The sequence below is a fragment of the Mesorhizobium norvegicum genome (assembly GCF_004919685.1).
In the GTDB taxonomy this organism is placed as follows: domain Bacteria; phylum Pseudomonadota; class Alphaproteobacteria; order Rhizobiales; family Rhizobiaceae; genus Mesorhizobium; species Mesorhizobium norvegicum.
Genome location: NZ_SMYZ01000088.1, coordinates 1 through 14,290, shown reverse-complemented (window position 1 = coordinate 14,290; position 14,290 = coordinate 1). Strand labels below are relative to the sequence as shown.

Here is a 14,290-nt window from a genome sequence, read left to right as displayed (position 1 = left end):
GCATATCGGACGCCCCTATGACTGACGCCATCCTCGTTCTGAACGGCGGTTCCTCGAGCCTGAAGTTCGCCGTCTTTGAGGGATGCGACGAACTTCCCCCGCTGCTGCGCGGCAATGTCGCCTCCCTCGGGCAGCATCCGCGGCTGCGTGTGGAGGCCGCGGCGGGATGGCTTGAAATAGACAGGAGCCTGGGCGGCGGACCAATCGATATCGGGGAGGCATTTGCGGCGGTTGCCTCTGTGCTCGCCGATCGCGATCTTCTGAACCGCATCGGCAGGGTAGGGCACAGGATCGTTCATGGCGGTCGTGATTTTACGGAAGCCACGCGGCTTGACGCGCGCGCGATCGAGGCGCTGCGCCTGCTCGAACCGCTGGCTCCGATCCATCAGCGGATCAATCTCGAGATTGTCGCACTGGCAGCCGACCTCCTGCCACAGGCGATTCAGGTTGGATGCTTCGACACCGCGTTTCATTCTGCCCGGCCGGAACTCGCCAAGATCTATGGCCTTCCGCGCGCGATGACCGAGGCGGGCCTCGTCTCCTATGGCTTTCACGGACTGTCCTATAGCCACATTGTTTCGAAGCTGCGTGACCGCTACGGCGCCGGCGCCGGCGGCCGGGCGATCGTCGCCCATCTCGGCAGCGGTGCGAGCCTGTGTGCCATGAACGCTGGAATAAGCGTCGCCACGACGATGGGGTTTTCAACGCTCGACGGCCTTGTCATGAGCACGCGTTGCGGTGCGCTCGATCCGGGGATCGTCCTCCACCTTCTACAGGACAAGAAGCTTTCGACCGACGAATTGGGCGTCCTTCTCTACGAGCAATCAGGCCTGCTAGGGGTGTCGGGAATATCCGGGGACATGCAGACGCTGATCGGCTCTGGCGATCCTGCTGCCGCCCAAGCCGTCGATCTTTTCATCTATCGCGTTGGGCGCGAGATCGGGTCTCTGGCTGCTGCTCTGGGAGGGCTGGATACACTGGTGTTCACTGCCGGTATCGGCGAAAACGCTCCGTCGATCCGGGAGAGGATCGGTGCCGCGGCCCGCTGGCTCGCCGTCAGCATCGACCATGACCGGAACCTAAAAGGCGAGGAAATGATCAGCCTCGCCAGTTCCGGCGTCGACGTGCTTGTCATTCGCACGGATGAGGAGAGAGCCGTCGGCAGCCAATTGCTCGCGTCGTCCTCGTCGACAAGGGCAAGACCCCGCTCTATGCTGCCATCGGCGAGGAGACGCTGACATGCTCACAGTCCCCGGCGCAGCGGAAGCCAACACGTCCCTGTCGGCACGACTAAACCGCAAATGCTTCTGCATCACACTAGACCGGACAGCACTTTGGGCGGCGCTGAACCATGAGGCCGGCGACTCTGGATTCTCCGAAACCTTCATGGCGTCGCGGCCGCATCTGTTTTCGAATGTTACGGTCTTCCTCGCTGCGTCCGCCCTCGATGAGATGCAAGGTGTTGTGGTTGCCGTCGAGGCGACAGCCAGGCTGCAAGGTTACCGCGATGCCGTCCTCTCCTGGGCTCCTGAAATCGCGCAACGGGATTTTGGACCCGCCGGCGCCATGATGGGCTACGATTTTCACCTCGACGACGACGGTCCCAAGCTGATCGAGGTGAACACCAACGCGGGCGGCGCTTTCCTCAATGCGTTGCTGGCCAGAGCACAGAAGGCGTGCTGCTCCGAAGTCGACCGGGCGTTGATCGGCGCCAGGGACGATCACTTCGAAACCAGCGTCGTTGCGATGTTCGCGGACGAATGGCGCCGCCAGCGCGGAGCCGGTTCGCCGCGAAGGATCGCGATCGTCGATGATCGGCCCGAGGAGCAGTATCTCTATCCTGAATTCGTGCTTGCCCGGCAGTTGTTGCTGAAGCACGGGTTCGAGGCGACGACCGGCGATGCGAGCGACCTGAAATATGATGGCGGCAAGCTTCGGCTCGACGGACAGGAGATTGACCTTGTTTACAACCGCTTGGTCGATTTCGCGCTTGATCGCCCGGAGCATGCGTCACTGAGGGCTGCCTACCAGGACGGTGCCGTGGTGGTCACGCCCAATCCGCACAACCATGCGCTTTTTGCAAGCAAGCGCAATCTGACATTGTTGTCCGATCCGGCGGCGCTCGAAGCATTCGGCCTTTCTCCAGAGATGCGCTCGCGGCTTGCAGGCGTCCCGCAGACCACGCTGGTCACGCCCGACAATTCGGATGCCGCATGGCAATCCCGTAAGGGGATGTTCTTCAAGCCGCACTCAGGGCACGGCAGCAAGGCGGTCTACCGGGGCGACAAGGTGACGAAAGGGGTGTGGGCCGAGATCGCCCGTGGCGGCTATGTGGCCCAGGCGTTTGCCTCACCCGGACAGCGTATGATCGAGATCGATGGTGCGCCCACGCCGCGCAAGATGGACGTGCGGCTTTATACGTACGATGGACGGATCCTGCTCGCTGCCGCGCGCTTGTACCAGGGCCAGACGACCAATTTCCGGACACCCGGCGGCGGGTTTGCCCCGGTGCTAGTGATCTAAGGATGCAGAGATCGGGAAGCCCACCATTGCGCATCATCGTTGTGACGGCCGCGATCTTTCCTGATCGGTGCTCCAAATTCGGTCAAGCAGTGTAGGATGGGGCTATGGCCAGTGCTGCAGGGCTTCACAACCCTTGTGATGCCGTCAATCGGCGATCGTAACCCTTATCACGGCTGCAGCAGCGGCCGTAATACATTCCAACTGTTTGTTTATAAGCAGACCGACGCGATTGAAGGAGTGCCAACATGATACCCCAGTTCTCGAGTATGAGCAGATACGTTGCGGTTCTCTGCGGCCTCGTCTTTACGCTTAGTGCAGGGGAGGCGCGATCTGACGTAAAACTCGACGTCACCTATTCGTCCTATCAATTGCGAGGCCTTAGCCGGCAAGCGATCCATGACGACCTGCACCGTGTGGCCAAGAGGGACGGAGACGGTATTATTGAAGGCGAGGTCGCAGATCACTGGGATTGGAATTTCAGGTTTGCGGCGACCGGAAATTCCTGCCGGGTCACGTCGGATGAAATCGTACTCAAGCTCAGAATTCTACTTCCGACCTGGGTAGACGATGCGCGCGCCGATCCAGCCACGCGCACGGCCTGGAACAATTACTTTCAGGAGCTGAAGGCCCATGAGGATGGCCACAAAACGATTGCCCTGGAGGCAGCTAATCAGGTTAGCAAGTTGACCCACGGCGCCACGGCCCCGGGAGCATGTACAGCTCTGGAGCGGTCACTAAATCGCGCTGCCAAACAGATTGTCGAGAATTCAGAAAAGGCGCAGGATCAGCATGAGGCCAACCTCCCGTCGTATACGCTCGAATAAATCGACGTTCGATTTCCAAGGAAGGGTCGTCTAGTAGGGAAAGATAACTGCGGACACCTTGGCGGCCATCGAGACACCCCCCATCGCTGTGGTTCTTGGCTGCAGGATCCCTTGCTTGCAATTTTTCGCGTTTCTGCCTCTATCTCAATCTCGACACAACCGGTCTGGCTTACAAGGGATACGCATATGGCTACTGGCACCGTGAAGTGGTTCAACAGCACCAAGGGCTTTGGATTCATTCAGCCCGACAACGGCGGTCAAGATGTGTTCGTTCATATTTCCGCAGTCGAACGCGCGGGCCTCTCAACCCTGGTTGATGGCCAGAAGATCAACTATGAGGTCGAGCAGGATCGCCGTACCGGTAAATCTTCTGCTGGCAGTCTCAGCAAAGCAGGCTGATCTTCTGTCTGGGCAGAAGCCTGAGCCCCGCGAAGAGCGTCGGTAGCTGGGTTCGGTCGACATTGATTGGGGTTCGTTTCCTCCGCTAGATCGGTTGACTGCCTGAGGCGGCGATACATCGTGCTGAGCCAAATGGCCTCGATGTGATGTAAGCTCACACACGGAAGGTCTGATGCAGGATGCAACGGCGCAACCGCTACTGATTCCACGCGTGGCCAGCTTCTTTCACCCGGCGCACCCGTGATAGTCGTCCTGGCCGAGCTGAACCAGATCGCGAGACCATGAGCATCCTTACGCCGACCGCATCCGTTCGAGATCAATCGAAGCGAATCGTCGCCATCGACGTCCTGCGCGGCATCGCGTTCATCGCCATGGCGAGCTACCATTTCACCTGGGATCTGGAATTCTTCGGCTACACTGATCCGGGCCTGACCGCCTTCGGCTGGTGGAAGATCTACGCGCGCTGCATCGCCTCGACCTTCCTGTTCCTGGTCGGCGTCAGCCTGTACCTCGCCCATGGCAGGCAGATCCGCTGGAGCGGCTTCTGGAAGCGTTTCGCCATGGTTGCCGGAGCCGCGATCGCCATCTCGGTCGTCACCCGCATCGCCATGCCGGACGGCTTCATCTTCTTTGGCATACTGCATGAGATCGCGCTCGCCAGCCTGCTGGGTCTCGCCTTCCTACGCCTTCCGGCGCTGCTGACGCTTGCCGTTGCCGCGCTTGTCGTCGCGGCGCCCGTCTATCTGCGCTTCGAGGCTTTCGACCGTCCCTGGCTATGGTGGGTCGGCCTTTCCGCCATCAATCCGCGTTCCAACGACTACGTTCCGCTGTTCCCGTGGTTCGGCGCGGTGCTGTCGGGGATCGCCACCGCGAAGTTTGCCTCCACTTCCGGCGTACGGGCGCGCCTGGCAAGCCTCGCACCCGGCCGCTGGGCCAACCCGCTGGTCTTCGTCAGCCGCCACAGCCTGACCTTCTATCTGATCCACCAGCCGCTGCTGATCGGCTGTGTCTGGCTGTTTTCGCAAGTGATGCCGGCCAAGGTTGAAACCCCACAGGTCAACTTCCTGAAAACCTGCCAGCTATCGTGCGAACAGTCGCGCGGCAGCAAATTCTGCTCCAGCTATTGTGGCTGCATGCTCGATACGCTGGAGGGCGAGGCCTCACTTGATCGGCTCTATAACAACAACGATCAGACTGCGGAATGGAGGGCGCATTTGGGTGACCTCGTCCGCATGTGCACCGCCAGCACAGACATCAAAATGGAGGAAGGTGCCAAATGACCGACAGGCCACTGACCCGGGCTCTTACGTTGGCCCGCGCCTTGCCCTGCATGATCTCGCGGATGAGATGCCGGTCCGAGGCGAAAGAGACGGGTAAGGTGGGCTCACCGCTGCACGACGTCGTCATCCTCGTCGGAGGGCAGCATCTCCGTCGTGGCCCACAATTACGTCATTGAAACATCATCGGTGTGACTCATATGTGCAGCGTGTCGGATATCTCCTCCCATTCGTTCCGGCGCGTTCCCCACTGGAGGTTCCAACCGTCACAGTTGGCCGGACTCTCACAGTTCGACCTTTTTATTGGCAAACGAGCCTGTGACCACATCGGACTGATGCGACGCGTCGGCGCATTCTCATGTCAAGCACATGAGCGCCTTCGGAGTTGGCTATTCGCGGCTATGTCTGGTTGCACTGCAACAAATTGACGGCAATTGGTCTTGACAAACCAAGCGAACAATTGTCCCAAGGGCTCCCATGAAATGCCTTGGCCGAATCTCGATCGCACGAATTGCGCCGCTCCGCGCGATGCTGGCTGTCGTGTTTCTGGTTATGTCTTCTCTCCAGCCGGGCCTCTTCGCAAGCGCTAACACCGCAGGTGTTCACAGCGACTCCGGAGCGACGCTTCAGGTCGAGAAATCTCATCACGATAGTGGCAGCGATGTTGGCGATCACAACATCGCTGATGAAAGCGATGTGGATGAGAAACATCCTGATGGCGAAAAATCGGCGAATGACGACTGCGAGGTCCATTGCGCGCCGGCACATGCTGTACCCGTGGACTGCCCCGGTATCAACCGCACGGTAAGCCGCTGCTTCGCAGTGATCGTGGCCACTGTGCTGCCGCTCGGTGCATATTCCACCCTGATCAGACCCCCCAAACACATCTGAACTGACGCGCCCTCTCCGGAGGGCGTTCGCGCGCAACGTCGGGAATTCGTTCCCGCGCGGCCAAACGCATATGTCAAGCTTCAGGTCTACAATGAAAATCGCAAGCTCCGCGATGCTCGCATCGCTATTGGTTGCCGGATGCGCGGTAACCACACCACCGACCGTGCTTCCATCGTTTAACCCGGCCGATCCTTTGCTGGGCGTCCGTGATGTGCAGTATCACCCGGCCGTCGCCGACTATAGCCACAGGGAACCGGTGGATCCGCAGAATTGGCGGCGTCTTAATCAAGAACGTTCCCCTGCAAAAACGGGAGCCGGATCATGAAGCGCCGGTTCCTGAACATGGGTGCGGCCATAGCCATCTCGCTGGTGGCTGCAGGATGTACGACCACCGCTGGCCCTGACAGCGTTTCCGACCCCATCGCGGGCTTCACGACAGTCGCGGCACGCGCCGGAGCTGTGACCGGCAAAAGTACGGCTTGGGTGCAGTCCAGCGAGGACGCGCAGGCTCTCTCCGCGCAGGTAAAGAGCCTGGTTCAGAAGAAGACCATTGGTCCGGACGTCGCGGTGCAGGTCGCACTGATCAACAACAAGGGCCTGCAGGCCGCCTACGCCGAGATCGGCCTGTCGGCTGCTGATGTCTGGCAGGAATCGATGCTCGTCAATCCGACGATCTCCGTCGGCATGATCGGCCTCGATCCGGTGCGGACGATTGAGGGAGCTGTGGTCGGCAACATCCTTGCGCTGATGACCCGTCAGCGGCGCGTCGCGGTCGCGGAAACACGCTTCCGCCAGGCCCAACTCCGCGCCGCCGAAGAAACGCTACAGCTCGCCGCTGAAACGCGACGGGCTTGGATCAATGCTGTATCGGCTCGGGAAAGCGTCTCTTATCTCAACAAGGCCCAGGCCGCCGCCGACGCTGCGTCCGAACTCGCTCAAAAACTTGGGGAGACGGGCGCGTTCACAAAAACCGGCCAGGCTCGCGAACATGTCTTCTATGCCGAGATCACTGGTCAGGCGGCGGAGGCGCGGCTCGCCGCCCGGACCGCCAAGGAAGAGCTCACCCGGCTGATGGGTCTATGGGGACCGGACGTCGATTACTCAGTCCCCAACACGCTTCCAGCCCTGCCGAAGGGTGCTAAGGCCAAACGCGCGATCGAGGCGGACGCGCTAAGAAATCGCGTCGACCTCGAGATCGCGAAACTTGAGCTTGAGGCGCTGGCAAAATCCTACGGCCTGACCGAGGCGACCCGCTACGTCAGCGACCTGGAACTTCTATCCGGCGTGGAGGTGGAACGCGAGGAGTCCGAGGAGGGTGGGACGGAGACGAGTGTGGCACCCACCCTGGAGCTGGAGTTCGTCATCCCGATCTTCGATACCGGCAAGGCCCGCATGCGCAAGGCCGAGCTTGCCTATATGCAAGCCGCCAACCGGATGGCGGAAAAGGCGGTCAACATTCGGTCCGAGGCCAGGTCCGCCTATGACGCCTACCGCTCGACCTATGACATTGCTCGGCACTATCGCAACAGTGTCGTGCCGCTGCGAACAAAGATCGAGGCGGAGTCGGTCCTCACCTACAACAGCATGATCACCAACACGTTCGAGCTTCTGGCGGACACCCGCGCGAAGATCAGCTCGATCATGCTTTCCCTCAACGCCAAGCGCAATTTCTGGCTGGCCGACGTCAATCTCGGAACCGCCATCCACGGCGGCGGCGCAAGCCCGCCCGGGGGTGGCGACGCGCCTGCCGCAGCCGAAGCGGGCGCCCAAGGCCACTGAACTCAAGGAGAAGAAAATGCTTTCAAGACGTCAGTTACTCGGCGCGGGAGCTCTGCTCGCCGGTGCCACGGCATGGACCAAGACCTCGGCGATGGGCTTGCCGGATGCCGCTGTCATGGAATCGCCGGACATGCAGCCACCGATATTTCCGACGAGCGGACCGGACTACCAGCCGGTGGTGACGCTCAACGGTTGGACGCTGCCCCACCGCATGAACAATGGTGTGAAGGAATTCCACCTCGTCGCCGAGGCGGTCGAGCGGGAGCTGGCGCCCGGCATGACCGCCTATCTCTGGGGCTACAACGGCCAGTCTCCCGGTCCGACCATCGAGGCGGTCGAGGGCGATCGGGTCCGTATCTTCGTGACCAATAAGCTGCCGGAGCACACAACCGTGCACTGGCACGGCATGATCCTGCCCTCGGGCATGGACGGCGTGACCGGCCTTACCCAACCGGGAATCCCACCCGGCAAGACCTTCGTCTACGAGTTCGATCTCGTGAAGAGCGGCACCTTCATGTACCACCCGCACGCCGACGAGATGGTCCAGATGGCGATGGGCATGATGGGCTTCTTCGTCATCCACCCCAAGGATCCGAAGTTCATGCGGGTGGACCGCGACTTCGTGTTCCTGCTGAACGCCTACGACATCGAGCCTGGATCGTACGTTCCGAAAATCATGACCATGACCGATTTCAACCTGTGGTGTTGGAACAGTCGCCTGTTCCCCGGCATCAGCCACCTTGTCGTGTCCAAGAACGACAAAGTGCGGGTTCGGGTCGGCAACCTGACCATGACCAATCATCCGATCCACATGCATGGCTACGATTTCGAGGTGACCTGCACCGACGGGGGTTGGACCCGCCCTGAGGCTCGCTGGCCGGAAGTATCGATCGACATTCCCGTCGGTGCCATGCGGGCTTACGAGTTCGATGCCAAGTACGAGGGCGACTGGGCGATCCACTGCCACAAGTCGCATCACACGATGAACGCCATGGGTCACGATGTGCCTACGCTTATCGGCGTGGACAACTCGAAGGTCACCGAAAAGATCCGCCGCGTCCAGCCGGACTATATGGCCATGGGAGAAAAAGGCATGGCTGACATGGGCGAGATGGAAATGCCGCTTCCCGACAACACTATTCCAATGATGACGGGATGGGGTCAGTTCGGCGCTATCGAAATGGGAAGCATGTTCTCGGTCGTGAAGGTGCGCGAGGGCCTGTCCGCGAACGATTACGCCGATCCCGGATGGTACAAACATCCGGCAGGAACCGTGGCCTACGAATGGACCGGCGATGTTCCAGCCCCCACAAAGTCAGGCGACGCAAAAACGATGGCCCCGGCAGAGCACGGCGGTCACGGCAAACAGGGATGAGAAACCGAACCCCTCAACCTCAACAATGAGAGAGTGTGCAGCATGAAACGTATAATCGCAGCGGCCGTTTTGATGGCAGTCAGTTCCGGAGCAGCTCTTGCCAGTGGAACCCACGCCGGAGGCCATGGAGACAAAGCCGCCACGATGCCGATCGGCAACCCTGGTGAAGCTGGCAAGGCAAAGCGGACTGTCAACATCTCCATGTCGGAGAAGGACGACGGGACGATGTTGTTCCAACCGGCCGTGCTCAAGGTGAAGAAGGGCGAAACCGTTCGCCTGAAGTTCGTCAACAAAGGCAAAATCGACCACGAATTCGTCATGGACGTCCATGAGGGGATCATGGAGCACAAGGCGCTGATGGAGAAATTCCCCGAGATGGAGCACGCCGATCCCAACGCGATCCGGCTGGCGCCCGGCTCCAGAGGCGAGATCATCTGGACGTTCGCCAATGCCGGCGAATTCGGTTTCGCCTGCCTGGTCCCGGGTCACTACGATTCCGGCATGAAGGGCGACATCACCGTCGCCAACTGAGTTCGAAAAACGCAAAGGAAGCAACCATGACACTATTGGTAAAAGCACTCTCGACGCTCGCGCTCGTACTCGCCATTAGCGGGAGCGCGCTTGCGCAGGAATACGTGAAGGGCGAAGTCATCAAGGTCGACGCCAAACAGAAAAAGCTGACGATCAAACATGAGCCGCTGACGAATCTCGACATGCCCGCGATGACGATGGTGTTCGTCGTCGCGGAGCCGAGCTTGCTCGAGAAGGTTAAAACGGGTCAGGCGATCGAGTTCACAGCCGATCGCGTCAACGGACGCATCACGGTCACCAGTATCAAGTGACCCGGAACCAGCGCCGCGGGTCGAAAGTCAACCCGCGGCCGCTGTCCGATCCGGCAGTGCCGGTGAGTGCGGGTGTCACGACGAGGGAGCCGCGCAAAATGTTATCCAGAGATTTTCTTTCCAATCATCATGCGCGGAGCGGCTCAGAGGCATCCCTATAGGATATTTTCGCGCGCCCACGCTCACATAGGCAGGATAATTACAGCGAACGCGTGCACGATGCCTTCCAGTATCTTCATACTTGATAGTGCCGCTCGCGTCCGTCTCGACCAGGCCAATAGCGACATCAAAGTCATAGTCGCCATGTTGCGAGACGCTGTTGTTCAGGACGCTGAGCTGGACCGATGTGGCATCTTGAAAAATGGCGGTGTAGAAGACCAGTTGCTCCGCCGCTATCGAGGGCGTAGCCACCAAAACGCCGGCAAGAAATGCAATTGCGCGCATCTCGTCCTCCCGAGGATCGACACGACACTATCATTTATCGGATCGCTGTTCGAATCGGATCTCTTTGCCGGCAGTGGGGCGCGCCAATGGCGACGCTACGCTGATTGCTTGCGCGCGCCATATGCTATCGGGCGCCTCGCCGTCCTTTCCACGCGACCGACTATGCCAAGCAGCGCAGGTCCAGGCGACTGACCGCATCACCTGACGGAAACGTGAGCGCTCAACGCTCTTTTCTTGCACTGCACCATATGCCATAGAGCCTGTGTGAAGTTCTGGACCTTACTGCCCCGTCTGCTTACGATTCTGGCTGTTTTGAGCCTTCTGGCCGCGCCGATGGTGACACCGTCTGCTGCGGCAATGATGGTTGTCGATCCTATGGCGACGACAATGGCCGATATGGCATCCATGCCGGACGGCATGCCGTGTCCTTCGGACCAGAGGCAGCAACTACCTGATTGCCAGAAGTCGTGTCCCCTCGCGACCTTGTGCATTGCCAAGTGCTTTCCGAGCGCGTCGACGACTGCTGCCATCACGCTGATCCGGTTGTCTGCGGCTGACGTGATCGTGCCTGGCCAAAGCGTCGGACGGGATCTCCTGCCTAATCCGCCGCCTCCCAGACCTCCACGAACCTGAGTTCATCGATGGCTCCATCAGGGCCGTTTGTCGCTGCGGGGCTGACGCCCTTGTGGCGAAAGCCTGTGGCTTTGGCATGAGCCTGGCCACCGACCTGCCGTGCATTCAGCACGGACGAATGATGAACTTTGGGAAAATCTGACAATGAACTTTTGCAATATGAAGCACGTCGCAGCCGCGGCGCTGATCGGTCTTGCTCTCGGCGGTGCCAATTCGAAGGCCTGGGCTGGGATCGACGATTACGAGTTTCAGCTCGTTCAAAGCGCGATCAAGAAAGGCGATGCCGCGATTGTCGCGGTCCGCCTCGTCGACAAGCGCTCCGGTAAGGTGGTGCCTGATGCGGTGATTTTTGCCCAGCGCGTCGACATGGCACCGGACGGCATGGAGATGATGACGTCGCCGATCGAGCCGTTACCGTCGACGGAGCCCGGCGTCTATCGGTTCAAGGCCAATCTGATGATGCCAGGTGGCTACCGCCTGTCACTCGGCGCCAAAGTACAGGGCGAAACCGGCTCTCTCGAAAACAAGCTCGAATTCAAGGCCACGCCATGAGTCGCTCAGGCCGCACCGGCCTCACCCTCGCCGCCATTTTGGCGGCGGGGGCTGGAGGCTATTGGGCGGGGCACCGCAATCTTGCGCTGCCTGCCACTCCGTGGCTGCAAGCTGTCGCCTGGGTCGAAGGCACTGCAGCGGCCCCAGCGAGTGCCAATCCTGCGCCCACCGGACCCGTGATCTACTACCGAGATCCGGACGGCCTCCCGGCCTATGCTGCAACTCAGAGGAAGACCGCCGATGGGCGGGACTTCCTGCCGGTTCTCGCCGGCGAAGACGTGAGCTTCGAAGACAAGCCGCTGGTCGCCGCCGCGACCGTTGTCGCTGCTCCTACGAACGGCGAACCGAAACGGATCTTGTACTACCGCAATCCAATGGGCCTTCCAGACACCTCACCGACGCCGAAGAAGGATTCGATGGGGATGGACTATATCCCTGTCTACGCGGGCGAGGATGACGATGGTTCGACGGTCAAAGTCGCGACAGGCAAACTGCAGCGCACCGGCGTCCGCTCGGAGATCGCCACCGAGCAGGTGATCGTTCGTCCGGTACGAGTGCCCGGCACCGTGCAACTCGATGAGCGGCGCATCACAGTGGTCGCGACACGCTCCGATGCCTTCATCGACAAGGTAGCGGACGTCACCACCGGCGATCGGGTCAAAAAGGGCGAACCGCTGATGCGGCTCTATTCGGCCGAGATCGCCACTGCAAGCGCTCAATACCTTACCGATCTGAGCGGAAGTGGCCGCGCCTCGGCCGGGGCACGCCAGCGCCTCGAGAATCTCGCGGTCCCACCCGATGTGATCGCGGCAATCGACAGATCCCGCCAGGTTCAGACCTCCATCATTTGGACCGCCCCGCGCGATGGCGTGATCCTCGAGCGCAATGCGGTCGAGGGCATGAAGGCGGCACCAGGCGATGTGCTCTTCCGCCTCGCCGATGTCTCGACCGTCTGGATCGTCGCCGACGTACCCGAATATGAGCTGGGAGCGGTGAAGGTCGGCGCCACCGCCACTGTGCGGGTTCGAAGCCTGCCCGGCCAGACCTTCAGCGGGCGCCTTGCCCTGATCTATCCGCAGGTCAGCAAGGAAACCCGCACGACCAAGGTGCGGATCGAGATCCCCAATCCGGATGGTCTCTTGCTGCCGGACATGTATGCCGATGTTGAGATCGCCAGCGGCAGCAATACGCCTGTCGTCGCCGTCCCCGATAGCGCGGTGATCGACACCGGAACGAGGCAGGTCGTGATCCTGGACAAGGGCGAGGGCCGCTTCGAGCCGCGGGAGGTCAAGGTCGGCCTTCAAGGTGGCGGCTTTACCGAAATCCGCGATGGCGTTGCCGCCGGCGATCGGGTCGTGGTCGCCGCGAATTTCCTGATCGACGCCGAGAGCAATCTGAAGGCTGCGCTGAGCGGCATGACCAACGCGGAGACTCCGCCATGATTGCGCGGCTCATCGCGTGGTCCGCACGCAATCTGGTCCTGATCTTCGTCGCCACGGCCTTCGCGGTGGCCGCCGGAGCCTACGCGCTGAAAACGCTTCCGCTCGACGCTATTCCGGACCTCTCGGACGTCCAGGTCATCGTCTACACCGAGTACCCCGGCCAGGCTCCGCAAGTGGTCGAGGACCAGGTCACGTATCCCCTGACGACGGCAATGCTGACTGTGCCGAAGTCCAAGGTGGTGCGCGGGTTCTCCTTCTTCGGCGTTTCCTTCGTCTATGTCATCTTCGAAGACGGCACTGACCCCTATTGGGCGCGCAGCCGCGTGCTCGAATATCTCAACGCCGCCGCTCAGCGCCTGCCGGCTGGCGTTACGCCGGGCCTGGGCCCCGACGCGACCGGCGTCGGTTGGGTCTACCAGTACGCCGTGGTTGCCAAGGACATGACGCTGGCCGAGTTGCGGTCACTACAGGACTGGGTTGTGCGATACGCCGCCTCCAAGGCCGAGGGGGTCGCGGAAGTCGCAAGCGTCGGCGGCTTCGTCAAACAGTACAACATCGTCGTCGATCCGCTGCGGCTGCGCGCCCAGGGCATATCGCTGTCGATGGTCCGCGACGCCGTGCGCGCCAGCAATCGGGATGTCGGCGGACGCACGCTGGAGCTTTCCGAGTTCGAGTTTATGGTGCGTGGCCGCGGCTACATCAAGTCGATTGCCGATATCGAAGACATCGCCCTGAAGACGGACCAGGGCGTGCCTCTGCGCCTCAAGGACGTCGCCAAAGTCGAGATCGGTCCCGACGAGCGGCGCGGCATCACCGAACTCAATGGCGAAGGCGAGGTCGCCAGCGGCATCGTCCTGCAGAGGTTCGGAGCCAATGCCCTGACCGTGATCGAGAACGTCAAGCAACGCTTGAGCGACATTGCCGGGAGCCTTCCCAAGGGTGTTGAGATCGTGCCTGTTTACGACCGTTCGCATCTCATCGAAGCGGCGATCGAAACTTTGAAGCACACGCTGGCCGAGGAGAGCGTCATCGTCGCCCTGGTCTGCGTGGTGTTCCTCCTTCACTTGCGCAGCGCGCTCGTCGCCATCTTGATGCTGCCGGTCGGTATCCTGATGGCGTTCGGCGCCATGAAGGCGATCGGGCTCGGCTCCAACATCATGAGCCTCGGCGGCATCGCCATCGCCGTCGGCGCGATGATCGACGCCGCGATCGTCATGATCGAGAACGCCCACAAGCATCTGGAGCGCGCTCCGCCGGGCAAGCCGCGAGTACAGATCCTGATCGATGCGGCGAGCGAGGTCGGCCCGGC

The 14,290-nt window shown here is 60.9% G+C and carries 15 protein-coding genes; 13 read left to right on the top strand and 2 right to left on the bottom strand.

What is annotated here, in order from left to right:
• Positions 1-17 precede the first annotated feature (17 nt).
• The 10 genes from FCU66_RS32795 (at position 18) to FCU66_RS32745 (ending at position 9,910) form a co-directional block, all read left to right on the top strand.
• On the top strand, positions 18-1,238 hold the full coding sequence (locus FCU66_RS32795; protein WP_127388871.1) for an acetate/propionate family kinase: 1,221 nt from the start codon (positions 18-20) through the stop codon (positions 1,236-1,238).
• A gap of 226 nt (positions 1,239-1,464) precedes the next feature.
• On the top strand, positions 1,465-2,523 hold the full coding sequence (locus FCU66_RS32790) for an ATP-grasp domain-containing protein (protein WP_342778233.1): 1,059 nt from the start codon (positions 1,465-1,467) through the stop codon (positions 2,521-2,523).
• A gap of 245 nt (positions 2,524-2,768) precedes the next feature.
• Entirely contained in the window at positions 2,769-3,347 is a 579-nt protein-coding gene (locus FCU66_RS32785) for a DUF922 domain-containing protein (RefSeq protein WP_136618606.1), read from the top strand.
• A gap of 186 nt (positions 3,348-3,533) precedes the next feature.
• Positions 3,534-3,746: a cold-shock protein gene (locus FCU66_RS32780; RefSeq protein ID WP_136618605.1), complete on the top strand. Its 213-nt coding sequence runs from the start codon at positions 3,534-3,536 to the stop codon at positions 3,744-3,746.
• Positions 3,747-4,027: 281 nt separating this feature from the next.
• On the top strand, positions 4,028-5,026 hold the full coding sequence (locus tag FCU66_RS32775) for a heparan-alpha-glucosaminide N-acetyltransferase (RefSeq protein WP_136618604.1): 999 nt from the start codon (positions 4,028-4,030) through the stop codon (positions 5,024-5,026).
• Positions 5,027-5,500: 474 nt separating this feature from the next.
• On the top strand, positions 5,501-5,914 hold the full coding sequence (locus tag FCU66_RS32770) for a hypothetical protein (RefSeq protein WP_127385865.1): 414 nt from the start codon (positions 5,501-5,503) through the stop codon (positions 5,912-5,914).
• 321 nt (positions 5,915-6,235) lie between these two features.
• Positions 6,236-7,693 carry a TolC family protein gene (locus tag FCU66_RS32760; protein WP_136618603.1) on the top strand — a complete coding sequence of 486 codons (1,458 nt, stop codon included), beginning with the start codon at positions 6,236-6,238 and terminating at the stop codon, positions 7,691-7,693.
• A gap of 16 nt (positions 7,694-7,709) precedes the next feature.
• A complete protein-coding gene (locus tag FCU66_RS32755; RefSeq protein ID WP_136618708.1) occupies positions 7,710-9,068 on the top strand; it encodes a multicopper oxidase family protein in 1,359 nt (452 codons plus the stop codon).
• Between the two features lie 42 nt (positions 9,069-9,110).
• Positions 9,111-9,599 carry a cupredoxin domain-containing protein gene (locus FCU66_RS32750; RefSeq protein WP_136618602.1) on the top strand — a complete coding sequence of 163 codons (489 nt, stop codon included), beginning with the start codon at positions 9,111-9,113 and terminating at the stop codon, positions 9,597-9,599.
• 26 nt (positions 9,600-9,625) lie between these two features.
• Positions 9,626-9,910, top strand: a complete 285-nt coding sequence (locus tag FCU66_RS32745; protein WP_127385723.1) for a copper-binding protein — start codon at positions 9,626-9,628, stop codon at positions 9,908-9,910.
• Between the two features lie 75 nt (positions 9,911-9,985).
• Here FCU66_RS32745 and FCU66_RS32740 read toward each other — a convergent pair whose 3' ends face one another.
• Positions 9,986-10,354, bottom strand: a complete 369-nt coding sequence (locus FCU66_RS32740; RefSeq protein ID WP_136618601.1) for a hypothetical protein — start codon at positions 10,352-10,354, stop codon at positions 9,986-9,988.
• Positions 10,355-10,551: 197 nt separating this feature from the next.
• The gene (locus FCU66_RS41420) at positions 10,552-10,884 is read right to left on the bottom strand and encodes a hypothetical protein (RefSeq protein WP_164753935.1); all 333 of its coding nucleotides are present in this window, start codon (positions 10,882-10,884) and stop codon (positions 10,552-10,554) included.
• A gap of 247 nt (positions 10,885-11,131) precedes the next feature.
• Here FCU66_RS41420 and FCU66_RS32730 point away from each other — a divergent pair, with 247 nt between their 5' ends.
• From FCU66_RS32730 to FCU66_RS32720, 3 genes are all read left to right on the top strand, one after another.
• Entirely contained in the window at positions 11,132-11,539 is a 408-nt protein-coding gene (locus tag FCU66_RS32730; RefSeq protein WP_136618600.1) for a FixH family protein, read from the top strand.
• Positions 11,536-12,981, top strand: a complete 1,446-nt coding sequence (locus tag FCU66_RS32725; protein WP_136618599.1) for an efflux RND transporter periplasmic adaptor subunit — start codon at positions 11,536-11,538, stop codon at positions 12,979-12,981. Before FCU66_RS32730 ends, FCU66_RS32725 begins: the two co-directional genes overlap by 4 nt.
• The coding region (locus FCU66_RS32720) for an efflux RND transporter permease subunit (protein ID WP_136618598.1) at positions 12,978-14,290 on the top strand (1,313 nt) is incomplete at its 3' end. The genes FCU66_RS32725 and FCU66_RS32720, both read left to right, overlap by 4 nt.

Excerpts from the sequence above, each read along its gene's own strand:
- FCU66_RS32740 (WP_136618601.1), bottom strand. The coding sequence starts at position 10,354 with ATGCGCGCAATTGCATTTCTTGCCGGCGTTTTGGTGGCTACGCCCTCG.
- FCU66_RS32785 (WP_136618606.1), top strand. The coding sequence starts at position 2,769 with ATGATACCCCAGTTCTCGAGTATGAGCAGATACGTTGCGGTTCTCTGC.
- FCU66_RS32775 (WP_136618604.1), top strand. The coding sequence starts at position 4,028 with ATGAGCATCCTTACGCCGACCGCATCCGTTCGAGATCAATCGAAGCGA.
- FCU66_RS32755 (WP_136618708.1), top strand. The coding sequence starts at position 7,710 with ATGCTTTCAAGACGTCAGTTACTCGGCGCGGGAGCTCTGCTCGCCGGT.
- FCU66_RS32760 (WP_136618603.1), top strand. The coding sequence starts at position 6,236 with ATGAAGCGCCGGTTCCTGAACATGGGTGCGGCCATAGCCATCTCGCTG.
- FCU66_RS32730 (WP_136618600.1), top strand. The coding sequence starts at position 11,132 with ATGAACTTTTGCAATATGAAGCACGTCGCAGCCGCGGCGCTGATCGGT.
- FCU66_RS32780 (WP_136618605.1), top strand. The coding sequence starts at position 3,534 with ATGGCTACTGGCACCGTGAAGTGGTTCAACAGCACCAAGGGCTTTGGA.
- FCU66_RS32795 (WP_127388871.1), top strand. The coding sequence starts at position 18 with ATGACTGACGCCATCCTCGTTCTGAACGGCGGTTCCTCGAGCCTGAAG.
- FCU66_RS32745 (WP_127385723.1), top strand. The coding sequence starts at position 9,626 with ATGACACTATTGGTAAAAGCACTCTCGACGCTCGCGCTCGTACTCGCC.
- FCU66_RS32750 (WP_136618602.1), top strand. The coding sequence starts at position 9,111 with ATGAAACGTATAATCGCAGCGGCCGTTTTGATGGCAGTCAGTTCCGGA.
- FCU66_RS41420 (WP_164753935.1), bottom strand. The coding sequence starts at position 10,884 with ATGGCAGCAGTCGTCGACGCGCTCGGAAAGCACTTGGCAATGCACAAG.
- FCU66_RS32770 (WP_127385865.1), top strand. The coding sequence starts at position 5,501 with ATGAAATGCCTTGGCCGAATCTCGATCGCACGAATTGCGCCGCTCCGC.
- FCU66_RS32725 (WP_136618599.1), top strand. The coding sequence starts at position 11,536 with ATGAGTCGCTCAGGCCGCACCGGCCTCACCCTCGCCGCCATTTTGGCG.